This is a genomic window from Paenibacillus terrae HPL-003, from assembly GCF_000235585.1.
GTDB classification, from domain to species: domain Bacteria; phylum Bacillota; class Bacilli; order Paenibacillales; family Paenibacillaceae; genus Paenibacillus; species Paenibacillus terrae_B.
Genome location: NC_016641.1, coordinates 5,671,098 through 5,696,257 on the forward strand (window position 1 = coordinate 5,671,098; position 25,160 = coordinate 5,696,257).

Annotated in this window: 26 protein-coding genes and 4 pseudogenes; 6 read left to right on the forward strand and 24 right to left on the reverse strand. The window is 39.6% G+C overall.

What is annotated here, in order from left to right:
* Positions 1 to 88 precede the first annotated feature (88 nt).
* Complete coding sequence (locus tag HPL003_RS25135) at positions 89 to 1,000, reverse strand: hypothetical protein (RefSeq protein WP_014282616.1); 912 nt, start codon at positions 998 to 1,000, stop codon at positions 89 to 91.
* Between the two features lie 247 nt (positions 1,001 to 1,247).
* Between HPL003_RS25135 and HPL003_RS25140 the strand changes: the two genes are divergently transcribed.
* Both HPL003_RS25140 and HPL003_RS25145 read left to right on the forward strand, forming a co-directional pair.
* Positions 1,248 to 2,192: a DMT family transporter gene (locus HPL003_RS25140; RefSeq protein WP_014282617.1), complete on the forward strand. Its 945-nt coding sequence runs from the start codon at positions 1,248 to 1,250 to the stop codon at positions 2,190 to 2,192.
* A gap of 100 nt (positions 2,193 to 2,292) precedes the next feature.
* A complete protein-coding gene (locus HPL003_RS25145; protein ID WP_014282618.1) occupies positions 2,293 to 3,141 on the forward strand; it encodes a sulfurtransferase in 849 nt (282 codons plus the stop codon).
* Between the two features lie 468 nt (positions 3,142 to 3,609).
* Here HPL003_RS25145 and HPL003_RS30375 read toward each other — a convergent pair.
* From HPL003_RS30375 to HPL003_RS25170, 6 genes and pseudogenes are all read right to left on the reverse strand, one after another.
* A pseudogene (locus HPL003_RS30375) lies at positions 3,610 to 3,889 on the reverse strand (DUF6547 family protein).
* A pseudogene (locus HPL003_RS25150) lies at positions 3,861 to 4,079 on the reverse strand (N-acetyltransferase family protein); the annotation flags it as partial. The pseudogenes HPL003_RS30375 and HPL003_RS25150, both read right to left, overlap by 29 nt.
* Positions 4,080 to 4,188: 109 nt before the next feature.
* Positions 4,189 to 5,294 (reverse strand): annotated as a pseudogene (locus HPL003_RS25155) (DUF3626 domain-containing protein).
* Positions 5,295 to 5,541: 247 nt separating this feature from the next.
* Positions 5,542 to 5,955, reverse strand: a complete 414-nt coding sequence (locus tag HPL003_RS25160) for a GNAT family N-acetyltransferase (RefSeq protein ID WP_014282620.1) — start codon at positions 5,953 to 5,955, stop codon at positions 5,542 to 5,544.
* A 201-nt stretch (positions 5,956 to 6,156) separates the two neighbouring features.
* Positions 6,157 to 6,606: a GNAT family N-acetyltransferase gene (locus tag HPL003_RS25165; protein ID WP_014282621.1), complete on the reverse strand. Its 450-nt coding sequence runs from the start codon at positions 6,604 to 6,606 to the stop codon at positions 6,157 to 6,159.
* Between the two features lie 182 nt (positions 6,607 to 6,788).
* A complete protein-coding gene (locus tag HPL003_RS25170; protein ID WP_043922921.1) occupies positions 6,789 to 7,358 on the reverse strand; it encodes a TetR/AcrR family transcriptional regulator in 570 nt (189 codons plus the stop codon).
* 241 nt (positions 7,359 to 7,599) lie between these two features.
* On the opposite strand from HPL003_RS25170, the gene HPL003_RS25175 reads away from it, so the two are divergent.
* Positions 7,600 to 8,349: an SDR family oxidoreductase gene (locus tag HPL003_RS25175; protein ID WP_014282623.1), complete on the forward strand. Its 750-nt coding sequence runs from the start codon at positions 7,600 to 7,602 to the stop codon at positions 8,347 to 8,349.
* Between the two features lie 367 nt (positions 8,350 to 8,716).
* On the opposite strand, the gene HPL003_RS25180 is transcribed toward HPL003_RS25175, so the two are convergent.
* The 8 genes from HPL003_RS25180 to HPL003_RS25215 form a co-directional block, all read right to left on the reverse strand.
* Positions 8,717 to 9,106 (reverse strand): hypothetical protein, encoded by a 390-nt coding sequence (locus HPL003_RS25180; RefSeq protein ID WP_014282624.1) that lies wholly within the window; start codon positions 9,104 to 9,106, stop codon positions 8,717 to 8,719.
* Between the two features lie 194 nt (positions 9,107 to 9,300).
* A complete protein-coding gene (locus HPL003_RS25185; protein ID WP_043922499.1) occupies positions 9,301 to 9,549 on the reverse strand; it encodes a hypothetical protein in 249 nt (82 codons plus the stop codon).
* Positions 9,550 to 9,692: 143 nt separating this feature from the next.
* Positions 9,693 to 9,986, reverse strand: a complete 294-nt coding sequence (locus HPL003_RS25190; protein WP_158308747.1) for a hypothetical protein — start codon at positions 9,984 to 9,986, stop codon at positions 9,693 to 9,695.
* A gap of 188 nt (positions 9,987 to 10,174) precedes the next feature.
* Positions 10,175 to 10,549 (reverse strand): retropepsin-like aspartic protease, encoded by a 375-nt coding sequence (locus HPL003_RS25195; protein ID WP_014282627.1) that lies wholly within the window; start codon positions 10,547 to 10,549, stop codon positions 10,175 to 10,177.
* Positions 10,550 to 10,792, reverse strand: coding sequence for a hypothetical protein (locus HPL003_RS25200; RefSeq protein ID WP_014282628.1), 243 nt, complete (start codon positions 10,790 to 10,792; stop codon positions 10,550 to 10,552).
* Between the two features lie 282 nt (positions 10,793 to 11,074).
* Positions 11,075 to 11,860: a phosphotransferase gene (locus HPL003_RS25205; RefSeq protein WP_014282629.1), complete on the reverse strand. Its 786-nt coding sequence runs from the start codon at positions 11,858 to 11,860 to the stop codon at positions 11,075 to 11,077.
* A gap of 194 nt (positions 11,861 to 12,054) precedes the next feature.
* On the reverse strand, positions 12,055 to 13,161 hold the full coding sequence (locus tag HPL003_RS25210; protein ID WP_014282630.1) for a hypothetical protein: 1,107 nt from the start codon (positions 13,159 to 13,161) through the stop codon (positions 12,055 to 12,057).
* A 197-nt stretch (positions 13,162 to 13,358) separates the two neighbouring features.
* A complete protein-coding gene (locus HPL003_RS25215) occupies positions 13,359 to 13,562 on the reverse strand; it encodes a helix-turn-helix domain-containing protein (RefSeq protein WP_010345194.1) in 204 nt (67 codons plus the stop codon).
* A 171-nt stretch (positions 13,563 to 13,733) separates the two neighbouring features.
* Between HPL003_RS25215 and HPL003_RS25220 the strand changes: the two genes are divergently transcribed.
* Positions 13,734 to 14,021 (forward strand): hypothetical protein, encoded by a 288-nt coding sequence (locus HPL003_RS25220; RefSeq protein WP_014282631.1) that lies wholly within the window; start codon positions 13,734 to 13,736, stop codon positions 14,019 to 14,021.
* A gap of 225 nt (positions 14,022 to 14,246) precedes the next feature.
* Here HPL003_RS25220 and HPL003_RS25225 read toward each other — a convergent pair whose 3' ends face one another.
* From HPL003_RS25225 to HPL003_RS25235, 3 genes are all read right to left on the reverse strand, one after another.
* Entirely contained in the window at positions 14,247 to 14,990 is a 744-nt protein-coding gene (locus HPL003_RS25225; RefSeq protein WP_014282632.1) for a hypothetical protein, read from the reverse strand.
* A gap of 860 nt (positions 14,991 to 15,850) precedes the next feature.
* The gene (locus HPL003_RS25230) at positions 15,851 to 16,777 is read right to left on the reverse strand and encodes a hypothetical protein (protein WP_014282633.1); all 927 of its coding nucleotides are present in this window, start codon (positions 16,775 to 16,777) and stop codon (positions 15,851 to 15,853) included.
* 278 nt (positions 16,778 to 17,055) lie between these two features.
* Entirely contained in the window at positions 17,056 to 17,295 is a 240-nt protein-coding gene (locus HPL003_RS25235) for a hypothetical protein (RefSeq protein ID WP_014282634.1), read from the reverse strand.
* Positions 17,296 to 17,423: 128 nt separating this feature from the next.
* Here HPL003_RS25235 and HPL003_RS28025 point away from each other — a divergent pair.
* Positions 17,424 to 18,187: pseudogene (locus tag HPL003_RS28025) on the forward strand (IS5 family transposase).
* On the opposite strand, the gene HPL003_RS25250 reads toward HPL003_RS28025, so the two are convergent.
* Positions 18,184 to 18,582 carry a hypothetical protein gene (locus HPL003_RS25250; RefSeq protein WP_014282637.1) on the reverse strand — a complete coding sequence of 133 codons (399 nt, stop codon included), beginning with the start codon at positions 18,580 to 18,582 and terminating at the stop codon, positions 18,184 to 18,186. The pseudogene HPL003_RS28025 and the gene HPL003_RS25250 sit on opposite strands and share 4 nt — an antisense overlap.
* A 169-nt stretch (positions 18,583 to 18,751) precedes the next feature.
* Complete coding sequence (locus HPL003_RS25255; protein ID WP_014282638.1) at positions 18,752 to 18,973, reverse strand: helix-turn-helix domain-containing protein; 222 nt, start codon at positions 18,971 to 18,973, stop codon at positions 18,752 to 18,754.
* 153 nt (positions 18,974 to 19,126) lie between these two features.
* On the opposite strand from HPL003_RS25255, the gene HPL003_RS25260 reads away from it, so the two are divergent.
* Positions 19,127 to 19,417, forward strand: a complete 291-nt coding sequence (locus tag HPL003_RS25260) for a hypothetical protein (RefSeq protein WP_014282639.1) — start codon at positions 19,127 to 19,129, stop codon at positions 19,415 to 19,417.
* A gap of 522 nt (positions 19,418 to 19,939) precedes the next feature.
* Here HPL003_RS25260 and HPL003_RS25265 read toward each other — a convergent pair.
* The 4 genes from HPL003_RS25265 to HPL003_RS25280 all read right to left on the reverse strand — a co-directional run bounded on the left by HPL003_RS25265 (position 19,940) and on the right by HPL003_RS25280 (position 24,966).
* Positions 19,940 to 20,773, reverse strand: coding sequence for a hypothetical protein (locus HPL003_RS25265; protein WP_148267434.1), 834 nt, complete (start codon positions 20,771 to 20,773; stop codon positions 19,940 to 19,942).
* Between the two features lie 141 nt (positions 20,774 to 20,914).
* A complete protein-coding gene (xerA, locus tag HPL003_RS28030) occupies positions 20,915 to 22,054 on the reverse strand; it encodes a site-specific tyrosine recombinase/integron integrase (protein WP_014282642.1) in 1,140 nt (379 codons plus the stop codon).
* Between the two features lie 308 nt (positions 22,055 to 22,362).
* Positions 22,363 to 22,746: an immunity 22 family protein gene (locus tag HPL003_RS25275; RefSeq protein ID WP_014282643.1), complete on the reverse strand. Its 384-nt coding sequence runs from the start codon at positions 22,744 to 22,746 to the stop codon at positions 22,363 to 22,365.
* A 147-nt stretch (positions 22,747 to 22,893) separates the two neighbouring features.
* Positions 22,894 to 24,966, reverse strand: coding sequence for a methyl-accepting chemotaxis protein (locus tag HPL003_RS25280; RefSeq protein WP_014282644.1), 2,073 nt, complete (start codon positions 24,964 to 24,966; stop codon positions 22,894 to 22,896).
* Positions 24,967 to 25,160 lie beyond the last annotated feature (194 nt).

Sequence of the window (25,160 nt, forward strand, 5' to 3'; positions counted from 1 at the left end):
TCACCATCAGAAGGTGGGAATCAGCAGCATAGATGCCATGAATATAAACCAATTTGCCTATAGAGAGCGTAATCTTCGTTGTGAAAAGTTACTTGTTCGCTTGCAGACTCTCCAGCGATGTATAAATGAAGGATTCGAATCCTTCAGCGGGTTCACCTTGTGGAATGTTCACTTTCACGATGAAACCGCCTGTTTTATTTTCTACAACAATATATTGTTGTGTGATCTTCGAACCGCTCGCTTGCAGGAACAGACGGCTGCTAGTAATCGCTTGAGGTACGGCTGCTTTGTCCAACTTTTGCACCTTGCCGATGGAAGCCAGATCCTTCTCGCCTTCTTTTTGAAGCTCATCCAGATTAAAATCGGAAGGCAGCTTCGTAATTTCAGCGTAATAGTTATCATCTACAGCCAAGGCTACGCGGTTTTGATCAGGAAACAGGGACATGGGGTCAAACACATACAGTGAATATCCCTCTCCTTTTGCCAATGTAGCTGTTTGCTTTTCCTTTTTCCCTTCAAGGCTAAGCTCAAAAGCTTGAGTTTTCGAGCGTTCACCGCCTACTGCCTGACTGGAGCTGCCGTTTTGTGTGCCACCTGTTGCAGCTTCTGCTTTTTGAATTTTCGTCAAAATCAGTTGCTTGGCAGTCGCATCCCCCTCAACAGCCTGTTCGTTATATTCAAACGATACTGAATCGCCTTCCTTAAGTCCGGCTACTACCGTGTCCAGTCCTTCGCCCAGTTGGAAGGATTGGGCTTCGCCCTTGATTTCAATTTCAACTGTATGCGGATCAGCGGCTCCGTTGTATACACCTGTGCCTTGTTTGACCTCCGGCTCAGCGACCGGTTCCGGTTTCACTTGCGGCTGTTGCGTTTGCGATTGCGATTGGTCTGCCCCTTGAGGTGCGGTATTATTGGTTTGCGGTTTCGTTCCACAGGCTGACAGAGCCAGCACTGCCACTACAGTTAACAGTATGATTGAAAATGTGTTGCGTTTTTTCATGAAATCCACCTCCACTATAATAGACGAGTTTGTGCGGCAAAAGTTCTACGCAGCATCTCACTTAAAATCCTTCCGATAAAAGCCCTTCTCCTGCTCCCGTTATTTTACATTCTCAGGTGTTTGCAAAATCCTCATACCACACAGATGTCAGGTACGGTATAATGGGCTGTATTAACTAATTTTCGAGATACCGATGGAAGGAAACAGGTTCGCATTTATTTCCTCCATACGGATGGAGCTGCCACAAATGGATCAAGTACACAAACCGTCATTTTCCTTTGAACTACTGTACATCGTAGGTATTATCGCTATTTCATTCTCCTCGATCTTCGTAAGATGGTCGGAAGCCGAGGTGTCCGTCATCGCTATGTACCGTCTGTACCTAACCAACCTCGTCATGCTGCCATTAGTCTGGAAATACCGCACCGAGCTATTCAGCCTCACCCGCAAGCAATGGATGCTGATCCTCTGGTCCGGTATCGCATTAGGGCTGCACTTCTTGCTCTGGATGGGCTCACTGCGACTGACCACGGTTGCAAGCTCTACTGTTATTATGACATTGGAGCCGATCCTTGTCATGCTCGGTTCTTTTTTGTTTTTCCGGACGGGCACAAATCGAGCCATGCTCGTCGGAATGGGGCTGGCCTTTGTTGGCTCACTGGCCATCGGGGCTGGAGATTTTCACGTCTCGGGACAAGCGCTGCTCGGAGATGCTCTTTCCTTTTTAGGCATGGTAGCTGTTTCCATTCATATGCTGATGGGCAAGCATCTACGTGAGCATTTGAGCGCGTTTGTGTATAATTTTTGGGTATTCGCCATCGCCGCCACATCGCTTGCGCTGTATAATGTGGTCAATGCCATTCCTTTTACCGGATACGCTCCACGGGAATGGGGACTGTTCCTGCTGCTTGCGATTGTCCCCACACTGTTCGGACATTACCTGTTTAACTGGCTGCTCAAATACATTAACGCCACCGCGGTGTCGATGGCGGTACTCGGCGAGCCCGTTATTTCTTCCCTGCTAGCCTGGGTGCTGCTGGGAGAAAGACTATCAGCCCTGCAATTTGGTGCAGGCTTCTTCATCCTGCTGGGGGTATGGATTTTTATCCGATACGGAACGGATTTTAAAAAGCCAGTCGTCCACCAAAGCGAACTGTCCAACACAGAGCACCCCCTGAAGGCCAGTTCTTAGCTTATTTACCCCATTTTCATAATCCATACTCAATTTATAAATGTCAGGATTTTGCGAAAATCCGCATATCATTACTGAAAAAAGAAAGGCGGTATCCTCTATGAAATCCATCGTATCCAAACGCTGGCTCCTGGCTCGCTTGTATGAGCCGGACATTATCATTGCCGACTGCCGTTCCCTGCTCGGACAAGTCGGAGCTGGACGGACTCAATTTAATGAAGACCATATTCCAGGGGCCATTCATTTCGATCTGGAAGAAGACCTCACAGCCCCTCTGGGTGAGCATGGCGGTCGTCATCCATTACCTGATGCGGATACACTTGCCGCACGTCTGAGTCGTGCTGGAATCAACGCAACTTCACGCATCATTGCCTACGACGATCAAGGCGGTATGATGGCCTCCCGCTTCTGGTGGCTCCTGCGCTATCTTGGGCATGAGCAGGTATATGTGCTGGAAGAAGGCTACAGCGCTTGGAAGGAAGCGAAGTTCCCCGTTACGGCAGACCAGCCGATTCGCATTCCAAGTACATTCACGCCGAATGTACAGCCGCAAATGCTTACAAATATGCAAGAGGTGCAGCGTGTGTCCGAAGATTCGCTTCCTGAGGGCTCTTATATATTGATCGACTCGCGAGAGCGGCCACGCTATCTCGGACTGGAAGAACCCATAGATCAGGCAGCGGGGCATATCCCAGGTGCGGTGAATTTCTTTTGGAAAGAAGTATTGGACGAAAAAGGCAGCTTTAAAACTGCGGAACAGTTACAGCAGCACTTTGCCAACCTTGACCCAAATGCAGAAATTATCGTGTATTGCGGTTCCGGCGTATCCGCCTGTCCCAATGTACTGGCCTTGAATGAAGCTGGATTTAGTAAAGTGCGTTTATATCCGGGAAGCTGGAGCGACTGGATCAGTTATGAGGAAAATCCGGTGGCAACCAGGGAAGAATAAGTTTTCAATGGATATACAGGTTCTAAAGACAAATACACTGCCCTAAGCGATTACGACTTACGGCAGTATATTTGCTTTGTTCAAAAGTCAACAAAAAATCAACTTGAGCTGAGTGAGACAACTTTCTGCAGAACTCCAAAGCTGGCTTTTTTCTACGTTCTGACAATTTGTCCATGGGCGTCATCGCTGTATAATATCCAGCAAGAGTCTTCAAAACCGCTACAGGAGGTCACCTGTTACGCGATTCTGGAAGCCGTGTGTGGCGTGCAGATATATACTTTGCCGCCCAACATTTCTCTTAGCAACAGGACTTCAATGAAAATGGCAATTGGTCTGCTGACCGACTTAAGGCTGCGCCTCCGGTCGCGATGCGGTTAGTCGGTGCGGATGTGTCTGCTGATTCAACTTCCCTGACGATCACTCCTCGTGAACCGAGTAGCCGCAAGGCTCCGATGCGTTAATATGCTGTTATACAAAGCTTAACTTCTTCGAATCAGGCCATGGATCTCCCTTTCTTCTACAAACCCAGTCAAAATACATTTCTGTATCGAATGGTTCTTTAGTTATTTCAACATCATTTTTTATTATTTTCATTCCGTTCATATTCATTTCTTCTGAAAAGTAAACTAAGACTTTCTTCTGTCTTTGGCCAACCTGAAGCTAATACCCAATCAGATAAGACAGTAGGTCTTATTTCTACTAATCCAACAACAAGATCTTTATAATTTTGTAAGTTTTCCTTTTCTATTAAATCTACTCATTACAATTGTGCTGTATAGTCTACCATCAGCAAGCAACTTATCATGTTTTAATACTCCTTCAATTTCAAATCCTTGCTTTTTATATAGTTCTATTGCCTTCTCATTTGTCTCTAACACGTTCAATACCATTTTTTGTATACCAATCGAATCAGCCCATGTTATAGACTCTCTTATGAGCTACTTGATTATACATCTGACGACCAAGGGGGCGGAATCCACGCAGCGTGAAGTCTTTGTTATCAAAATTCAATGCCTTCACTGAGTCAACCACTGTATCTGGTTAAAATCAGTTGCTCCGATCATCAAACGATTTACCATATCGAACGAGTACATGCCACATGTATTTTAATTCTTGAAGCACTTCTTCATAGTTCCCCCGCTCAGACCAAAGATCAGGATTGCGTTTCAAATCGTTGACAGCATTCCCGATCACACTTGCGTCGATGTTACCATTCCTTGCAATTCGCTCGGCTAATGAGGCCATGGTTGGACCCCTAAAATCAGATGGCACTTCCTCTGAACGCATTGTAAACCCCATATGCCAAAATAGTTTAATGGAATATTTGATGCTGATTTTCTCTAAGTAATTCCCTATATCTGTTCCTTTGAACGATGGATCAGCAACTAAAATTTCCACATCATCTTCAAGAAGTATATCTCTATGAACTTGAGTTTCGATAAAATGGTTAAGATTCCGATGTGGGGGCAGTTTTGACGGATCCTTTAACGGATGCTCCAGATTATACAATAGCTGCTTTATCAATTTTCTAGTTGTAAGATCTTTTTCTCCAATAGCATAATCCCGAAAGAAAGCATCCGTAAAAAGCGCAGATAAAATATCGTCTAATTCCTCATATGTACCCTTTTCCTTCGGATTATCTTGAGAGCCACCGTAAGTGAATGTACAGCGGCGTGAAGCATTCGGTTTTAAAAGAAAATAACAAGATCCGAATCGTGGAGACGGCCATCCGGATGCAATAGCAAATCAAGAGCCCCATACTTTGGCCGTTCACAGTTGGTTACACCCTCCAACTGATAAGCTCCGCCAAATAGTTTTTTCTCCCAAAGATCCCGTGCACCACCTAGGTAAGCCGATACGCTACCATTGGATATGAGAGTCTCGAACTGACTTTTATAGATCCCTTGCTCAAATAATGATTGAGCCACACTTTTCATATCTACAACCGGACGATCAGGATGAAAATGCAATGCCACCCTTGCATAGGATCTAAGCTTATGAACTGCTTCTTCAAAGGTATTCCAAGGAATATTTGATAACTGAAAAATTTCTTTGAGTGATGCTTGAGCTCCTTTTTTTTTGGATCTTGCGCAATTATTTATGTATTCAATTGCTGCATTTTGAGATCTTGTAAATTGTCTGTTGTTCGACACAAGAAACACCAACCTTTTCTAAAATTGAGATCCCAATCTACTCCATCATAGTATTGTTTTAATATAGTTTTTGAATAGACTTTGAATTGCATTGATTTCCGATAACGCTTCTGTATTCATGAACCCCGAAGGGGTTGTCTGCTGAAATTCTTCTTCGAAATCCTTCCCGCAGACCAAAGGCTCGTTAAGAGCCGCAGCTTGAATGTTATGTTATCAGATGTCCGTGCCTTCCTTGATTTACTCAACGTCAATTTTTGTTTAACTCCTTTGTCAGTATTATTTCCAGAGGTTCGTTCTCAAGCATTAAACATCCAGCATCTCTATATCCAAGCTTCCTATAAAAATGTTGAGCTCCTTCATTTGACTGTGTTGAGGTCATGACCATTTCAAATCCTTTTTGTTTCATCAATTCTTCCCAATAGTGGACAACTTTTTTACCAATACCTGTTCCTCTATACTCCTCATCTATCCATATCATATTCATAAATGGTGTGTTGTCCCAAAAAAATCCGTATCTCATCCAACCTATTTCTTGATTGGATTCTCTGATTATTAGAACTTCATTTTCTTTTATTTTTGGTCTTATCAGTGTCTTATGTATGTGCTTGTCTCTTAACGAGATATACTCATAATCTGATTCAATTGCAAAATCAATCTTCACTGTAAATCCTCCCTTTCACTCTTTTCATTGAATATCTTCTTGGTAACACTTAGCACTGATGTCTCATAACGTTTGTACATTCACGAATCCTTACCAACTTAAGGCCGTCAGGCTGGGCACCATGCGCTTAGTTAGTGCAGCTGCTTGAATAATATGTTATACGATAATTGTGCCATCTCTGATTAAGCTACAACAACAAGTTTATAAAGTCTTTTTAAAAATGTATAAGTCACCTTCTTCTCTAACCTTAGTAAACCCACACTTTGAATAGAAGTGATGATTCTTGACACTCCAGCTAGGAGTATCCAGCCACCATTCAGTGCTGTCTGGAAATTTACCTTCAATTTTCTCCATCACCTTCGTTCCGAATCCTTGATTTTTAAGATTGGGATCAATAAAGATTCTTCCTAGATTATGCACTTGATTACATTCTACAAATATCATAGCTCCCCCGATTATTTCTCCATTAAAGAGTACCTTGAAATATTCGCAATTTTGCATCATCTCTTCTTGCCAACTTATGGAGTCATATCCTATTGGCCCAACGGTTTCATTATTATTAAAATGCTTTGACTCATCCTCAAAACTGGCCTTTTGTATTTCAGCAAGTTTTTGTGCATCATTTTTTCTAGCTTTTTCTAATGTCAGCACCAAACATACCTCCATTGTCTTTTTATATTTTCCTTGCACAGGTTTCGTCTAACCTTCTTGTATTCATGAACCCCAAAGGGGTTGTCTGCTGAAATGCCTCTTCAGAAATCCAACTCGCAGACCTAGGCTCCATTGGAGACGCTGCTTGGTGCCAGCCTCAAAAAAGCCTCTAAATTAGAGACTCAAATGGACGATGTTCGTTCGTGTCCCTCGACACCACGGTTCAGCAAATTCCAAAATTGTTCAACCATGACCGATGCCGGATATGGCATCGAACGGGTAATCCACCATTCCAATACCCCTACCGCCGCTGAAATTAAAAATTGCACCGTTATGTCCCTGTTCATTTCCTGATCGAGGTTGATCGAATCCAGATGCTCGCACAGACTTTGCCGGAACATTGTCTCTATTTGGTTTCGAAAAACCGTACTTCCCTTGTTCGTCAGCATTATAGAGTAGAATGAAGCATGCTGCTCCAAATATTCAAACGTGCGCAGTAGTGCGGTTTTGGAAGGGAGATGAAAGAAGTTATCTTCAGACATACAATTGCGTAGTAACTCGTTAATTTGAGCTTCCATGCATTGATCGCGCAGATCGTACTTGTCAGCGAAATGCAAATAAACCGTTCCGCGATTGACATTCGCTTCCTCCGCAATTTGATTGATCGTAATTCTCTCGAATTCCTTTTCTGACATCAGCCTCATAAAAGCATCAATAATGGCTTGCCTCGATTTTTGAATACGCCTGTCCATATCCTTCTCCCCCTTTATACCATCCGAAAAAATGAACACTTCGAAGTCCTCTGTTGAAAAATCAACAACCAAGCTTGTTTTAGCCATTGAACCCCATGTATCGCTCTGATACATTCACTTTATAGAATTTATGTTGACGATTCAACATATGTTCAATTTTAGAGGAGCTGTAATCATGAAAGCTATTGTTTTACAATCTTTGGAATGATTTAAATCACATTGAATTAGGAGGGTTTAAAAATTGAAACTTACAGGAAACACGATTTTTATTACAGGCGGCGGTTCGGGAATTGGACGTGCGTTAGCAGAAGCTCTCCACAATCTTGGAAACAAAGTTATTATCTCCGGTCGACGTAAAGAGCGTCTGGAGGAGACGATCAAAGCGAATCCCGGCATGTCCGCAGTGGAATTGAATGTACAAGACCCTGCCAGCATAGAGGTGGCCGCCAAGCAGTTAATCAAAGAATACCCGGATTTTAATGTCTTGATTAACAACGCCGGCATCATACAGTCCGATGACGCGGCGGGCGTGGTCGATGAGGATGTTTTGATTTCGACTGTCACTACAAACTTGCTAGGTCCCATTCGGTTGACTTCTGCATTTATCGAGCATTTGAAGTCCAAAGAAGAAGCGGTTGTCATCAACACGACTTCAATACTTGGATTTGTACCATTAGCGACAACTGCTGTATACTCCGCGACGAAAGCAGCGCTTCATACCTATACGCTGTCCCAAAGGTACATGCTTAAAGACACATCGGTAAAAGTAATAGAAATTGTGCCCCCATGGGTTCAAAGCAACAACGATGAACCACGGGCGATGTCACTTACTTCATTCATTGATGCAACAATAAAGATACTTGGCACGGATACAGACGAAGTTCTGGTGGAAGAAGCGAAAATGTTTCGAAATAACCCTGGCCCGAACGAAGGTGTTTTTGTGACTCAGCTTAACGATACGATGAATTCTAAACCTCCAAAGATTCATTGATCCATCTGTAATTTAATTTTCAAAAATTTAGGCGAACATGAAGTAGACACTCAGTTCCGTCTCCTTCATGTTCATTTTATTGCAACTTGCACGTGGAGTAAGAAAAAGCGCTAAGCAGTCACACCCATGTTTACCTCTTAAATAATTTTGTTGATTTCACATAGCGTTTGGGTATTCCTGAAGTTCAAGCAGCTTAAGGTGACCATTGGGAATGCTCGTCCGAATTAGCAGGTCGAATGTGTCCGGTGAATCCGCTCCTCCGAAATGCCTCTTCCGGGCCAAGGGCCGGGCTTGTCCCGGCCAGAGGCGTTGAATACGATGTTAGATGACGTTCACCCACTTCTTCGAGTTGCATTCAAAGTAATTATTATTCTTGTTTCCATTTATGTGTTTCGAGTAGTTTTCCAGTTTCATAATAATACTTTATTACTTCAAGCATAGGAATTAATTCTATACAAATGTTATCGCAATAATTGCCTAACTGGCCACCAGCAACCAGAAGAATTTCACTGTTTCCCTGTTTATCGTTCATAAGAGTATATATATTACCATCAATTGTAATAGACACTATGAAATATTCCGGTCCGCCTCCAACTAATGCTGAATCTGTATCTGATACCTCAAAAAAAACTAATGTAAATTTATCTCCATCGAGTTTTCTTAAAAAACTTAAAGTGTCTGTCCATGTAGGATTCATAACTATTTCTTCATTGAATGTGGTCCCATTCCATTCATCAATACTAATAGATTTTATCATTTTTTCTTTTCATCCTTTTTAGACGGTTTTATTTATTTGGGTGCTTTCATCTAACGGTTCTGTATTCACGACCCCAGCGAATGCTGGGGTGTCCTGCAGCTATCTCCTTTTCCGAAATCTTCTGCCGGGCCGAGGGCGTATGCCCGATGCGTGATACTATGTTATCAGATGGACTATGACAATTTTGAGGATATTTACAAAATTTCTTCTCCCTTTAATATTTCATTTGAGAACTGGTCCACAGCCAACCACGTTGAAACATCCTCTTCGATATTCTTATTCCAAGCAATTAAAAAATGTACTTGGCATATCTCATTAGAATCAATTAGTGTCATAGGAATTTTAATGCCTTTATCAGAATTTAAGATAAAACCGTACTTTTCAAAGTCAGAGTTCAAACATAGCGATTTAGGAACCATATCTCCTTGATTTCTTCTTGCCATTAACATATCCCCGTCTTGTGTTCCCAAGTGTAAACGGTATACCTGATTCTCGTATTCGACAGCTTCAAGATCTTCCCCAGTATTAGATCCATAATCTGTCCAACTGTAACCCTCTTTCCAAGAAGCAGAAAAGCTGCACGTACTTAACTGAGTGTTCGTATAAGGCTTATTCTAAATACTGCTCCCCAACACTCTTCTACTGTCAGATGTAAAGCGAGATTGAGCTTGGGTCTACAGACAACTAGCTCACAATCAAATGAATCATAATAATATTTATATAATGACCCACCATTTTTGAGTTTATAACTTTGTTCTGGATGATAGAAGTTATCAGAGACTGTGAGTGAAAATTCAATTATTCCAAGAGGAGTATGTATTTGTAGCTGTAAGAGACTGTTTTCTTTAATTAAGACTTGTTCTCCATGAAATAGCTTCATTATTTCCCTCCTCATAGTCTTTCTGATAACGTTCCTGTATTCATGAGCCCCGTCAGGGGTTGTCTGCTGAAATCCCTCTCCGAAATCCATCTCGCAGACCCAGACTCCGTCAGGAGACGATGCTTGAATATGATGTTAAGTGAAGTTCTATCCTTCCCTGAAACACCCACTAAAAACTGCCAGCTTCATTAGCGTAGGAGTTCAAAGTGCTCTAGATCAACATTGAATTTGCCCTTTATTAATATATCTAACCCTAATAATCCGTTAATGTTATGAAATCTAAATGAAGTAAAATCTATTGGGGTATCCCTTAAGATATATTCTCCTACCTGTATCCCTTCTATCGTTTTGGTAAACGCGTGTTCTTTACCTCCGATTCCATAACTTGTTATAATATCATCTTCTAAGCCAACTCGAATTCCAATATCATCTACTTCGTCCTGTGAAATCAACGTATGACTTGCTCCTGTATCAATAACTACATTATTTATTACTTTCTTCTGCCCATTATAATGAATCGTTATTTCAGTAAATAACAATCCATCTCTATATTCAATTTTCATTTATAGATATCTCCTTAAGCCAACATTCTTCCGAACTTTCACAATAACCCGATCCTTAGAAGTATGATAAATCAAGGTCTTATCTTTGCTATTCAATAATTCTTTTGTTGCTTCTTCATCACTCACGGGGCCAATTACAGCAACATCATCTATGAATTCTTGATTATCTTTCTCTTCAGAATGAAGAATTTCGAACTTCACAAATTGATTCGGAAAGATTTGTTGTACTTCTTGCCACTTCACGTTAATCCCTCCAAACGTTTTTGGTTGTATTATATCATTTATTTGGTCTAATAGCTTTCAATAGAATTCCACTTAACGTTTCAGTGTTCGCGAATCCGAGAGGCTTAAAGAAGCGTAGCGACTGGGTGGCTCCGCCACTTAGCCTTGCAGGGTTGTCTGCTTGAGTTCTCTTCTTCGAAAACCATCTGGCAGACCAAGGGACGTGAGTACCTCAGCGTGAAAACGTTGTTATCTGAGGAATTGGCACCACTTCTTCGAATAGAGACAGGACGTCGACTCACACTATTTCTTTAATCTTATTTGTAATTTATCTTTAATCTCTTGCCTATATTCGCCTTGCATTTCATCAATTCGTGCTGCTAAAGTTGGGATCATCCATCGCTCAAGAAATCCGTCATTCATATCAGTGAGCTTAATATACTCGGTTAAATATTCCTTATTGAATAACTCTCGAAATTCTCTATTCATCAACCAACTTGGAACATTAGGCGGCAGCGAACGTGATTGAATCATCATTGAAGTTCTAGTAACATCTGCTTCTTGGTTACCTACTAATAGATTCAACCAATCAATAATTATTGGACCATTGGGTGAAATAATAATGTTATCTGGATGAAAATCATAATGACATATCGTATTTCCATCAGGTAATGAATTCAACATATCTATAATAATTTGCTTCTCATGATTTGATATCTCTTGTGAATTATTAATTTTATTAGTTATTTCCGGCTTAAGATTTGGAAAAATCTTATTCTCAACATTATGAATCTCATACTGAAGATTTGCCATTAGATTAGCATTATAAGATATGCTCCGTTCCGTTGGTTCGATATACCACAACATCGTGGGGCCATCTATTCTCTCATAAACGATACCTATCTTGCCTTCATATTCTACTAGTCCAGAATAATTAGGCGATCTCAACTTTAAGTTATTTATTATTTCTGCATTTTTCGCTTCATTAATCGCAGAGCTTTGATCATAAAATATCTTTATTACTTCAGTCTTTCCCCATCGATAAACTCTTGCAGTGTTGCCAATACCAAGTAATTCGCCGATTTTCATGGTTTTTTCCTCTCTTCGAGCAACAGGACGTTGCGCTTGGACTACTCATACATGTGATTGGGGACAATCTTTCAGATAACATTCTTGTATTCACGACCCAGCGAATGCTGGGTGCCTGGCGAATGCCAGGCCAAGGACGAATGTCCATAGCGTGAATATTATGTTATGTGAAGATTCCGGAATAGATAAGATAATTACTTATTTTTATTTATAATTAACTCTTTTATCCTTCTGTATATTTCAGGGATATTGATAGCAAATCCATTACCTTCATATTCTTTAATCGTCAATGTTCCTCCAAGAACTTTTTCATTTTCTTCTTCTGGTTTTAAATAAGAATGTTGTAAAATAGTCAAATCTATCATTTTTTGCTGTTGTGTAATTATATTCTGCTGATTTTGAATAGTCATATCGTTTGCTTGAGTTATCGCCCTCGCGAGCATTAATTGGCCTTGAAGATGTTGAATATTAGCCAATAATTGTTGTACATTAGGTTCCACAATCATTGGATTATATTGAGCATCTGTTAAAGTCACAGGTAACTTTAAATAGATGCTCAATGCATTACGTATTTGTTCCAATGCTATTTCAGATGAAGTAGGTGTGACAGAAAAAAGTATTTTCCCTGACTCATTCTGAATAATACTAGTTACCGTTTCAATACCAATCTCTTTTAAAAACTGTGCGAAATAAACTAAATACTGCTCACATGGAATTCTTACTTCTTCTGGAAAATCAAAAACACTAATTACCGAATTATCACTTTTTGAATAAAGCAAAATAGAAGCTTTATCATGTATCTCTTTTATTTGCTCAACGTATTGAGTAAAAACTTCCTTAATTGTTGAAGAATGATCAAACTTTTTGCATTTTATATAACATCCATTACTTATAACTTCGTCCTCTTGTTCCCACTCAATGCCAAAAGAATTGTAACTAGAAACCACCTGTTCCATGACCTGAGCAAATTCTGTAATACTATACGGATTTCTCCACTCTTCAAAGTCAAATTCTATATAAAAAATAAAAGCGATTGAATTACTTTTTTTATCATCTCTCATTATCATAATCTTTTGTACCATGTTCCAAAATTCTAAAGGATAATAAATTTCTAATTTTCTTATGTCTTTGGAGATTGAATCAAATGAATTCCTCATTATCATTTCTGAGAATTTAGTATTTTTCAAATCAACCCAGTAATCATCATCACCATAAATTCTAAAATCACTTTTATCTATTATTTCTTCATTGTTCCATAATTCTTTTGTTCCTTTTTCATCATTTTTTTTGACTTCTAGCATTTTTATATCCCCCTAATTATTGGAATTTTCACATAACGTTTCTGTATTCATGAATCCCACCAGGGGTTGTCTGCTGAAATGCTTCCCTGAAATCCTTCTCGCAGACCAAGGCTCCAAAGGAGCCGCTGCTTGAATATTATGTTATACGATGGAATCACTTCTTCGATTAACCAACATTCATTCTTGATTCTAATCTGTCATTGTTCTGCTATATGTTCCAATAAATCTCCTGGCTGACAACCTAAAGCCGCACATAATTTATCAATCACTTCTAATGATACATATTCGTTCGTATTGAGTTTCGCCATTGTAGCAGACGAAATACCTGTCATTTTCAATAAATCCTGCTTCTTAATCTCCCTGTCGATCAATAATTTTTGAAAAGGTTTATAACTAATCATCTGCTATTCCTTTCACACATCAAGTGAATTTTTCTTTAATTATATGAAAGTATATTTCCTTTATCAAAAACATCTTCAACATGTATTGACTTAATTATTTGATATGATAAAATCATGTTTAATAAGTTGAATTTTTATTCATAAAATCAAATACATTGGATGGTGTTCAAAATGCATAATTCTTTAGAAGTCTTACTTGATTCACTGATTCATACTCGAATTGAATCTTTATATGGCGAGCTTATCAAAAACAACTCCAGCTACAACCAGTTCTCATCCGAACGGAATCTCTACTTCAAGCAGTTACATGAAGGAGCACCGGAGAATATACAGAAGACCTTATTCCTTTACGACGATGCTGAGCTTTCTGTTCAAGCTATTTTAGAACGTGAAATTTATTTACAAGGTTTTAAGGACACTCTTCACCTGCATAACGAATTATATATATCTTTAGATTGAGAGCCTTCTGGCTCTTTTTCATTTTGATTCTGTTGTATAACGTTCCCGCATTCACGACGCCCTAGTGCCTTAAGGACCGAGGGCCCGGCTGTCGCTTGCGGCAGTTAGGCGGTGGGATGTGGCCGGTGAATTCACTTCCCCGAAATGCCTCTTCCAGGGTCGGGCTTGTCCCGGCCAGATGCGTTGAATACGATGTTATACGAAGCAATCGACTTTTTCGAATCATCATTCAAATTCAATAATTTCTTCAAGATATTTTAAAACTTCATCTTCACTAAGTTCAATTAACTTAATAGCTGTTCCATGAGGATCTAATAGATAACTGGTAACATATATTGAGATCCCTAATTTTTGTTTAGTTACTTCTCGAAGCTCAATTAATTCTTCGTTATCAATACTAGTTTCAAATAAATTAGTTATTTGTTCGAAATACTCAATAACATCTTTGATCAATATTATCAGTTGTGCAAACAGTTTATCTGTTATATACGAATTGAATATTCCACCGATGCATGATCCCCAAAATGAATTATGATTCGAATGAACAATTTCACTTAATTGGCTATATATACGTTGTGAGGTAGTGTTGTTATCTACGGCAAGTCTTCGATCTTGTGGAGAAATTCTAAATTTATTATTTTCTTTTATCCAAAAATTCGCTTTATCGGGATTCTCAATAAAATATTTTAAGAGCCATGATGTTTCATAAGTTTGTCGAAGCATAACTAAACATTCGTCCTCTAACCCCATCTTTAGCATTTGGTAAGTGGCCACTATATGGTTTATTAGCCTTGAAGTTATAAAAAACCGAGCGTGATAAAATAAATCGTCTTCTTTATCTAATTTTTCATCATTAAGCATTTTCAAGTAGCTAATACTTTCCCAAAATGTATCATCTCTATCATCTAGATGTTCCAAAAATAACTTTTCTTTGGAACTTTCGTAAACTAAATCTTTAATGTTTTTCACATTACCTACTCCTTTGCTTAAATCGAATTTAATTGATTTATTGTTTTTCGATACTTTCGTATAACGTTCCTGTATTCACGACCCCAACGAATGCTGGGGTGTCCGGCTGCTTCTACTTCCCCCGGAATTCTTCTGCCGGACCGAGGGCATATGCCCGATGCGTGAATATAATGTTATATGCTGCCTGTATCTTTCCAGATTCTCTTAATCTTATTCGATCTTTTCCTTCCTTAATTTTATGCTTTCTCTCTGTCTTTTCACAACCTCTTTTTTAGCACTTCTCTATGTTTTCCTATCTTTAGTTCTTTTTTCAAAATCTCTTGTCTATCCTTTCTTCTTCTCCACTTGCCCTGCCCGAAGCGTCTTTGTGCTTCCTGTTTTCTAGATTGAATCTTGGGCTTGTTGATCCTCTGGTTTTAACCTTTCTTCTCTCCTATTTCTTAAATGTCTTTTTCCCTTTGCCTTAAACAAATAGCGCCGAAATAGCACTCGACGCTTACACATTTGTTCTTCCTCTATATTTTCCCTGCCTTTCAGGTTGCATATAACGTTCCTGTATTCATGAACCCCGAAGGGGTTGTCTGCTGATATTCCTCTTCGAAATCCTTCCAGCAGATCAAGGCTCCGTCAGGAGCCGCTGCTTGAATATTATGTTATACGACGGAGTCACTTCTTGAATCTGCCTTCACTATAGTTTTTCATCAGAAGCATACTCGATTAAATCAGTTCATTTGTTAAATGTATCGCAAAACTTGAATTAGATTTCCAGCTTTATTGTTTCTATATTATGTTATCCTTAATAGCTTATTAATTGAATTCCCTTTCATATATGTGAGATTTAAAATTTCAATTGAAATCATTCATTCTTCCATAATAGTAATTTTCTTATTTCTATGATCGACTTCGATTCTGCATTGAGCATCCATATTTAAAATATGACCTTGCGAATCTTTAATAATAGATAAATATTTCCCCCAACGGAATCTCACTATTTCTTGTACGTTTCCATTTGGTAAATTCATGGTTTTTCTCTCAATCAATGATTTCTCAGGAAAATTTATTTGATATTCTTCGAGTGGGTAAGGAAATTTAGAATCCCTTACTGATCCACTGTAATCAACTTCATAATACGCTGTAGCGCCATCTTCAAAAATATATTCTACATAGGCCAATTCATTCGTCAGCATGTAGTTAATTGATGCTCCACTTTCAATTTGTATTTTATATTTTTTCCCGAATTCGAAAGATTCAGAATTTAAACCTGTTACTATGTCTGATTCGACTTTCTTTTCTTTTGTAGAAGCTTGATTATTTATAACCAACCCGGTAATAAGTTCTTCTAAAAAAGATAATTTTTCTTTAAGTTCTTTATGATTTTTTTCCGAGTCAGTTATGTGTTTTTTTTCGCTCAATACCTTATCTAGCTTCCAGCTCTTCTTTATTTCCAATTGCAACATATCAATAAATTTTCTAACTCCTATAAGAATTTCTGCTTTGTCAATTCCTATTCCATTTAAAACAAAATCTTCTTCTCGAAGCTCCTTAGATCCGTAGAAAATACTTCGAATCAACAGTTCCCAGTTTTTTTCGACAGACAAAAAACTGCTCTCTTTAGTCCCATAGTCTTCAACGTATTTATCAAAAAAGCCAGCCGATACAGTGTTAATAGCAGTTATAAATAGTTGAATTACTTCTTCATCTTCTTGTATAAAATATTTTTTTATTAACTTCTCCAAAAAATTATAAGCTCCATTTCCTAAAACACCAGTTAATATTCCTTCGATCATGTTATCTTCTCCATTTGTATTGACGAATCAAAGCACTTGTCTGTCGAAATCCAACTTACGAACCCAAGATCAAACACTTAGATCGCCTTATTATTATTTTTTAGACTCTGTCGTATAACGTTTCTACATTCTTGACGTTCAAACGGCTTAAGGTGCTTAGCACCGGGTCGTCAGACTTAGCCGTTTGGATGTGTCGCCTGTTCCACTTCTCAGAAAATCCCCTTAGCGACGAAGCAGGAATGTTCTGTTATACGAAAGACTGTTCTACATTGAAATATCTAAGTTCTTATTGCATTATAGACAATTACTCCTAGGCTACTAATAAAAGCTTCTTTTTTAAAGTCATCAGCTGTGCTAATCCAAGTTAATCCTTTCATACCAACAAACCCAAATGATTTTAATCTTTCAATAGATGCTAAAAGCATATATCTATCAACTGAATGAACAGCTATATTCTCAATTTCATCCGACTCTTTAGTGGACAAATATTCAAGAACATCTATATCAATAGGTTGCATTGAATCTAAACATTCTGAGAAATAGCAAAACGTTTCCCAATCGTATCTTTCTTGTATATGACCTATAAATAGCTTAGGGCGTGTATTCAAACTACAAAACAAAGTTAAATCGTGGTAAATTAAGAAGTATGAAGAGACGATACGAAATCCAAGATGATCAGTGGAAAAAGATTAAAGACGTGCTGCCACCGGAACGAAAAAAACAAGGAGGTCGACCTGGAACAGACAATCGGGTGATGCTCAACGCGATGTTGTGGGTCGCCCGGACAGGAGCGCCATGGCGCGATATGCCAGAGTATTATCCTTCTTGGTCCTCAGTGTACACCCGGTTCCGCCGCTGGCAAATCGCTGGCATTTGGGATCGAGTTTTAGAGCATGTTTCGATTGAACCTGACTTCGAAAGTGTAATGATTGATGCGACGATTGTTCGTGTTCATCAGCATGGAGCCGGGGCAAAAGGGGGCAGTATCTCCAGGCCATAGGAAGATCCCGAGGTGGACTGACCACTAAAATTCACGCTATTGTGGATGCTTTAGGCAATCCGTTGCGCTTAGAGTTGACGGCCGGACAACGTCACGACTCGGTCATGGGCTATGAAATGCTGAAGTCGATGGATTTAACCCAAAAGCAAGTTCTGGCCGATCGGGCATATGACACGAACCGGATTCTCCAACTCCTAGAAGAGCAAGAGGCGACTCCAGTGATTCCCAGCAAGAAAAACCGTCGAGTACAGCGAAAATGGGACAAAGCAATCTACAAAGAACGGCATTTAGTGGAGTGCTTTTTCAACAAAACCAAACACTACCGTCGCCTAGCGACTCGCTTTGATAAATTGACATGCACCTTCAAGGCTTTTTTGACGTTGGCCTCGATTATGATCTGGCTTGCTTAGGTTTGAATACACGCCCTAGCAAACAAAACAGATCTTTGTTCAGTCCTTAATTTATCAACTATTAATATAATTTGTTCTGTAACCTTGTAATTAAACTTATGATCAGTAGTAAGCTTATGTTTAAATTCAAAAAAATTATCTGTTGAATCTCTCGAATGAAATTCTCTCAAAAAGCAAAGTACTTTCTTGGTGAAATGAAGTTGTTTTATAGAGATTCCTAACCTTCCCAAGGATACTATGCTCTTTACTATTGGTATTTCATTGGCAATATTATCACTTATTATTGAATCCAGTGCTATCTCACTGTAATCAATAGTTAAATCCAAACTAGTATTTATCAATTCTTTAGAAAATACTTCATTTAATGATGCACCTTGTAATTCATTTTCAGTCATTTTGAATTCTCCTTTCACAGTCTTTCGTATAACGTTACCATGAACCCCGCTAGAGGTTGTCTACTGAAATGCCTCCTCGAAATCCTTCCAGCAGACCAAGCCTCAGGAGGAGCCGCTGCTTGAATATTATGTTATACGACGTAATCGCTTCTCGAATCTAACTTCACTATTAGTTTTCTTTGGGTACATACTCAATCAAATCTGATAATTTGCAGTTAAACGTATCGCATAGCTTAAATAAAGTTTCCAGCTTTGTTGTTTCTATATTCGTTTCCCTATATAACTTGTTGATTGAGTTCCGACTTAAGCCCGATCTCACCATCAATTCTGTTATATCATCTATTCGATGTTCTGCCATGAGTTCTCGTATATTGCACTTGATTACGTTCATCTTTTCCCCTCCATAATTCTATCTTATCTCCCACATTAGTAATCATCAACGAAAAGCGAATTTTTAACTCTATAAAGTCGAATATTCACCTTGCAATTAACTTTATAAGGTTATATAATAACTCTACAAAGTTAATTAAAGGAGGAATACTATATGATTAATACATTAGAATCATTAACAGAACCGCCTATAAGAATACGTCTAGAATTACTCTATACTGAACTTCTGGAATGTCATACGGAATACAATCAGCTTTCTGCGGAGACAGATCAATACTTTAAAACACTTCGTGATGCTTTGCCCGATCAACTTCAACATACAGTTTTTCTTTACGAAGACGCTCAAATTTCTCTTCAATCCATCTTAGAAAGAAGTATCTACATACAAGGTTTCAAAGACGCTCTACAACTCTTTAGTGAGTTACAAAATACTAATTTTCAATAGATGCATGGTCTTTTTGTTAAATAGGTATATGTATGAAGACCTGAAACTTACAAAACAAATCCATAATTATAAAAAACATTAACCGCCCTAAAATTCATCGAAGGGCAGTTAATGTTTTACCGTTTCTAGTTCTTGCAACCATTTTTATTACAAGTAACACTTGCACTAGTGCTTACCCAATGATCAGAATGTTCATTGGTATTCGTCCCACATCCAGTAGTTCCACCTTTATTTCCGCTGTGCACGATATTTGTTGGAATATGTTTAACCGCCATGAAAATTCACCTCCATTATCATAATATGATTTCAAATATATTCTAGCATCCATTCAAAAAGAGAACAAGAGTTCTTTTTTTATGTTTTTCTACTTGTTGATTCTGTCGTATAACGTTCCTGTATTCATGAACCCCGAAGGGGTTGTCTGCTGATATGCTTCTTCGAAATCCATCCCGCAGACCCAGGCTCCAACGGAGCCGCAGCTTGAATATTATGTTATGTGATGCCATTGCCTACTTTGACAAGCTATCTATCATTGTTAAAAGTAATTGTTTCAATATTTCTTCCTGCAGAAAACTCTAACTTGAGTTTATTTTTTATTTCATCCAAACTAAGGTCACTAATATGAATTTCATTGTAAAAGTCTTCAACCCATGAGTAAATTATTCTGTATGAAAAGGCTTTAAATATTAGCGATAATGCCCAAAAGCAACCAACAAAATAAAAGCAGTACACTGTTACAAGCCTATGATCAAAAATCAAGTCTATGATAAAGGGAAAATTATATAATGAGGATATAATAATTATTAGGAAAATTATCAGATCAATAATCTTTTTATGAATTTTTTCGTTCTGCTCTTCAGGCTTTATTTTTTTTATTGCATTTCTACCCATAAAATAAATTAGATATAATAATGCAATAAACTGCAACATTATTCTCCAGAATTCTAACTCAAAATAAAAACAAAACACAAACATAACAAGAATTATAAATATAAAAATTATCATTTGAATAAAACTAACCATTTGAAGTGGAAACATGTATTTAATTTCCATTTCATTCCACTTTTTCTCGGCATTCTTATTCTGTTGTACTTTTCTAAAAAAAGCATTAAATATATGCGATGAAATAACTGATATTCCTATAAAATAATTCACTAAGATACTAGCTATGTAATAATCATGTAAATCCGGTCGATTCGAAGGAAGATTCTGAAGCGCAAATAGTAGGCTTCCCATAATAAATACAAACAATGTACCAAATTTAAAGGTAGCATTATTCATTTTGTTCAATGAAGCTATTTTGGTTTCTTTAACAAACTCAATTAATAACTTCTTTTCATTCTCATCTTGCATCAAAGTAATGTCCTCCTATCAATATATTCGCAATGGTTTCACATAACGTTTTATTTACGAACTTCCGAAAGAATGCTCTCTTCGTCATATTCACGAACTTCGTGAATCCTGCACTTTTCTCCTTATTCCCGCACTTTCTGAGTTTCAATCCTCCAGCCCGCCCATCCGATCCAACGGACTTTGAATCCGCCCAATGTCCCGCCTGCTCACATGTGTATACCGCTCCGTCGTTCGCACACTCTGGTGCCCCAGCAGTTCCTGAATATAGCGAAGATCAATCCCATTCTCCAACAAGTGGGTCGCAAAGGAATGCCTTAGCGAATGGATACTCACCTGTTTGCGAATGCCTGCTTCAGCCAGCGCTTTTTCAAACACTTTCTGCGCTGAACGTTCCGTCAGGTGGCGGCCTTCCCTCTGCCCTGGAAACAGCCAGTCTTCTGGCTGCTCCGCCCCTATGTACTGCTCGACCACCGCAAAAGCCGCTTCGGAGAGCAGCGTTTGCCGATCCTTCCTGCCCTTTCCCTGACGAACTTTCAGCACTTTCCGTTCACGGTCGCAGTCTTCAGGACGCAATCTCACCACTTCGCTTACCCGCAGCCCAGATGTATACGTCAGGTACAGAATAGCCCGATGCTTTGGATTTTTCACTGCTTTCAACAGACGCATGACCTCATTCAGGGACAGCACATCCGGCAGTTTACTCTCCTTTTTCGGACGAACATAGGCGGCGGATTTTGGTTGCTTTAGCACATGGCGAAAGTAAAATTTCAGCGCGCTGATCGCTTGGTTAACATAAGCGTGCGAAAGGCCTTTTTTGAGCAGCGCCAGCGCGTATTTTTGCACCGCCGCATCATTTATACTTGCTTCGGTCCCTTGCAAATCGGCGAAAAAGCGTTCCGTTTGCGATACGTAAGCTTTAATCGTCTTGCTGCTGTAACCCCTTGCCACCAATGCATCGCGCAATTCTTTCCGCCGATCCGTATTCCATGTACCTCGTTCCGAAGAAAAGAGAACCGCGTTGGCCTGCGTGCCCCGCTGATCCAGCCATTCCCGGATGTACGGCAGCTCTTTATTCAAGCGCTCGTCGCACTCGAACTCGCAGCTCCGATACGCTTCCAACAGGCTTTCTACAGCCGCGATGCTGTACGGAATCGTCCAGATTTTTTCGTCCGGAACCCATTTCCTGCCCGGTATGGATCGAATCCCTTCTCGCTCCTTGACTCCGTATCGCTCTAACCGTACGCCCATCGTTTTTTCATCCCGATAAATTAGGTTTATCTTCATCTTGCTTGCCTCCTTAGTATATCAGCCGTTCAAAAAATTAGAAATCTAATTTTGCACAAAAAAGGGACTTAAGATGGATATTCATCTTAAGTCCCTGATTCTTTCAGAGTAAATTATTGAATCGTTAAGTCCAATTTAGATTATCATAAAATGTCTTACCTTTACTTGTCCAGTTCCTCTGTTACATCATCCCATAGCAACGCCGTCACCTTCTCCAACAAATCCCCCGGCATAAGGTTCAGTAGGTATCCTTTTGGAACTCTCCCACCTCACCGCAGAAACAGAAGAAGAACCCGATTATTTGTTTCTCATTTATTAAGAAAATAAGGATATGTGGCTAAAAAGCGCATTTTGTCGCCATTTTTTTCAGGTAAACTGCTTGTATTACAATCATATATAAAGAACAACGAATTATATTTACCATCTATTTTACCCAAGTCATTTAATAGCGGGAATAAAAAAGAATCAACGTAGGAAACGTCTTTTATGTCATCATCTGCCCCATTAATCAGAAAGACTCCTTCAGCAAAATCTTCGTCAAAATCATCTATTTCATGATCATTCAAAAAACCGCTAAAAACATCCTCGTTTTCATCTTCCGGGTAATTTATCTCAATATAATCAAACAACTCATCATCAGAGGCAAAGTGACCGTACCAGACGGACACAACATTTTTTTCAAAGCAATTCATATCTTCACCCCGCTAAAATTTCAGTTAACACGTATGGTCTATCTGTATCCCCGCAAACAGCTACCATGAACCTACCCCACAACAGCTGTTGAAGACAAAAAGCCCGCGCTGGACGCGGGCTTTGCTGTATATAAATCAAAATCATACCTACTCATGTTCCTCGACTTTAAACTGGCTTAATTCGTCTTGAAGTTTTTTGGACAATTGGCTTAATTGTTTGGATAGTTCAGCAACCTGTTCGAAGCTCTCCAATTGTTCCTGCGTGCTGGCGCTAACTTCTTCGGTTGAAGCGGAATTCTCCTCCGTGGTGGAAGAGATGATTTCCAGGGCCTGCAAAATCTCATCTTTGTGTTTGTGGACTTTGGAGGTGTTGTTGCTGATCTGGATCATTCGCAATTTCAAATCTTCCAGATCCTTGTTAATGCTAAAGAATACTTGCTTGGTGTTCTCCACCGATCTGGCATTTTCTTCTGCAATTTTCAGGCCGTGAGCCGTATGCTCAACCGATACACTGGTTTTTTCTTCAATCACACGTACCTTCTTGTAGATTTCCTGTGTCGCCAACGCAGTCTGCTCAGCCAGCTTGCGAACCTCCCCGGCAACCACGGCAAACCCTTTGCCCTGTTCTCCTGCACGTGCAGCTTCAATGGAAGCATTGAGCGCCAGCAGGTTGGTCTGCGTTGCAATTTGATTGACCGTGTCCACGAAGCTCGAAATCTCATGACGGCTTAGATCAATCTCCTGAATAATAGAAGACATCGCTTGTGTGGAATTGTGGTTCTCTTCCGCCCATTTGGATAACTGATCAACTACAGCTAGCCCCTGTCCGCTTTGCTCAGCAGAGATTTGCACCATCGTTTCTATGGCTTTCGCATCATTGGCAATTTCGTCAATTTGGCCGGACAATGCTCCGGTTTTCTGTAAAATGTTTTCCGTTTCGACGGACTGGTAGTTCGTCGCATTGGCAATTTCATTGATTGCTGTCGCAGTATCGTTCATCGTTATTGCGGTTTTGGAAGAAATGGATTGCAGATCGTCAGAAGACCGATTCAAGACTTGAGCTGAGCTGCCCACCATTTGGAGCATGCCTTGAATTTTTTGAACCATATGGTAAATTCCTTGAGAAATTTGCCCGATTTCGTTGTTGGAATGCGTATCAAACTGAACGGTCAAATCTCCATTTTCAATCAGCTTGATTTTTGCGAGCAACTTCGGTATCGATCTCAACAAATAACGGAGCATTATATAACAAATCAAAACCAGCAGAATTGTGGCTGCGGCAAAACCGCCAATGGTAAGCCAGGTAAAGGCTTTTAATTCTGTGAGCGCCTCTTGTTCAGAAATGGTTAAGCCTACGGACCACCCGGTATCTTTACTGGTTGCATACCCGATATAACGACGTTCTCCATTATCATTAATCAGCTGTACTCCAGACTCACCGGCAATCATTTTCTTTCCAATCTCCCCAAGATCACCTGTGCTTTCGTTAATCTTTTCTTTCAACACTTTGGTCTGATCGGGGTGATACAAGATATCACCTGTTTTGGAGGCAAGAATCGAATAACCTGTGCTTCCGAGGGAATAGCTTTTCATAAGGGCAGGGATGTCTTTGAAAGCAATATCAGCTGCAGCAAATCCAATTAGTTTGTTACTGTTATCTTTGATCGGATAGAAAATACCCATGAGCACACTACCCGTAGCGACGTCAATATAGGGATCCGAGTAGTATAAACCGTTTGCTTCAACAGCTGGCTTGAAGAACGGGCGTTTTTGGATATCGTAATCCGGCTTGGAAGCAGCACCATCATTCTGGAGAAAGAAGCCTTTGCCAGATATTCCTGCAATCCAGGCGTCGGCAAAAGATGGCTCTGCCTTTACAATGGCTGCCAGAGTCGCTTCTGTTTCTGCAGCATATGGAGAAGTTTTCACCATTTCTGACGATTGGGTTGTTTCTATGTATTGCTGAAAAAGGTTGTTCGTTGACATTTGTTTGACAAGCGATCCCTTTTCCTTAAACAACGCATCGAATTGACTGACAATGGCCTGCGTCTTGGTCTGGAGCATGGCCTCTTGCTGCTTGATAAGTATGCTTTGCGTGCTTGCAAACATGAACGTCCCCAAGGTTGCAAAGACGACAACGATAATGACTAACAACACAATGGCTAATGTGTTCGCAATGCTGGATGATCTGAATACGCGCTTTTTCATATTTTGTGACATGCTGCCATCCCCCCGAGGAGTATTGAGCGAAAAGCTCTTAGATAATATGTCGGAAGTTTGCAGTCGTTTTAATAGGTTTTTAGTATATACAAATTAAGGTATTACACGGGACCTGGATGCCCATAAATATATAGGAGATGCAGCGGATGTCCCCAGGCTCGATTTCCGCCGACGAGCAACTGGATTAGCTATGA

Excerpts from the sequence above, each read along its gene's own strand:
- HPL003_RS25145 (WP_014282618.1), top strand. The coding sequence starts at position 2,293 with ATGAAATCCATCGTATCCAAACGCTGGCTCCTGGCTCGCTTGTATGAG.
- HPL003_RS25185 (WP_043922499.1), bottom strand. The coding sequence starts at position 9,549 with ATGGCAAGAAGAAATCAAGGAGATATGGTTCCTAAATCGCTATGTTTG.
- HPL003_RS25280 (WP_014282644.1), bottom strand. The coding sequence starts at position 24,966 with ATGTCACAAAATATGAAAAAGCGCGTATTCAGATCATCCAGCATTGCG.
- HPL003_RS25190 (WP_158308747.1), bottom strand. The coding sequence starts at position 9,986 with ATGAAGCTATTTCATGGAGAACAAGTCTTAATTAAAGAAAACAGTCTC.
- HPL003_RS25260 (WP_014282639.1), top strand. The coding sequence starts at position 19,127 with ATGATTAATACATTAGAATCATTAACAGAACCGCCTATAAGAATACGT.
- HPL003_RS25255 (WP_014282638.1), bottom strand. The coding sequence starts at position 18,973 with ATGAACGTAATCAAGTGCAATATACGAGAACTCATGGCAGAACATCGA.
- HPL003_RS25180 (WP_014282624.1), bottom strand. The coding sequence starts at position 9,106 with ATGATAAAATCTATTAGTATTGATGAATGGAATGGGACCACATTCAAT.
- HPL003_RS25210 (WP_014282630.1), bottom strand. The coding sequence starts at position 13,161 with ATGCTAGAAGTCAAAAAAAATGATGAAAAAGGAACAAAAGAATTATGG.
- HPL003_RS25215 (WP_010345194.1), bottom strand. The coding sequence starts at position 13,562 with ATGATTAGTTATAAACCTTTTCAAAAATTATTGATCGACAGGGAGATT.
- HPL003_RS25195 (WP_014282627.1), bottom strand. The coding sequence starts at position 10,549 with ATGAAAATTGAATATAGAGATGGATTGTTATTTACTGAAATAACGATT.
- xerA (WP_014282642.1), bottom strand. The coding sequence starts at position 22,054 with ATGAAGATAAACCTAATTTATCGGGATGAAAAAACGATGGGCGTACGG.
- HPL003_RS25235 (WP_014282634.1), bottom strand. The coding sequence starts at position 17,295 with ATGCAACCTATTGATATAGATGTTCTTGAATATTTGTCCACTAAAGAG.
- HPL003_RS25250 (WP_014282637.1), bottom strand. The coding sequence starts at position 18,582 with ATGACTGAAAATGAATTACAAGGTGCATCATTAAATGAAGTATTTTCT.
- HPL003_RS25140 (WP_014282617.1), top strand. The coding sequence starts at position 1,248 with ATGGATCAAGTACACAAACCGTCATTTTCCTTTGAACTACTGTACATC.
- HPL003_RS25230 (WP_014282633.1), bottom strand. The coding sequence starts at position 16,777 with ATGATCGAAGGAATATTAACTGGTGTTTTAGGAAATGGAGCTTATAAT.
- HPL003_RS25220 (WP_014282631.1), top strand. The coding sequence starts at position 13,734 with ATGCATAATTCTTTAGAAGTCTTACTTGATTCACTGATTCATACTCGA.
- HPL003_RS25205 (WP_014282629.1), bottom strand. The coding sequence starts at position 11,860 with ATGAAAATCGGCGAATTACTTGGTATTGGCAACACTGCAAGAGTTTAT.
- HPL003_RS25170 (WP_043922921.1), bottom strand. The coding sequence starts at position 7,358 with ATGGACAGGCGTATTCAAAAATCGAGGCAAGCCATTATTGATGCTTTT.
- HPL003_RS25135 (WP_014282616.1), bottom strand. The coding sequence starts at position 1,000 with ATGAAAAAACGCAACACATTTTCAATCATACTGTTAACTGTAGTGGCA.
- HPL003_RS25275 (WP_014282643.1), bottom strand. The coding sequence starts at position 22,746 with ATGAATTGCTTTGAAAAAAATGTTGTGTCCGTCTGGTACGGTCACTTT.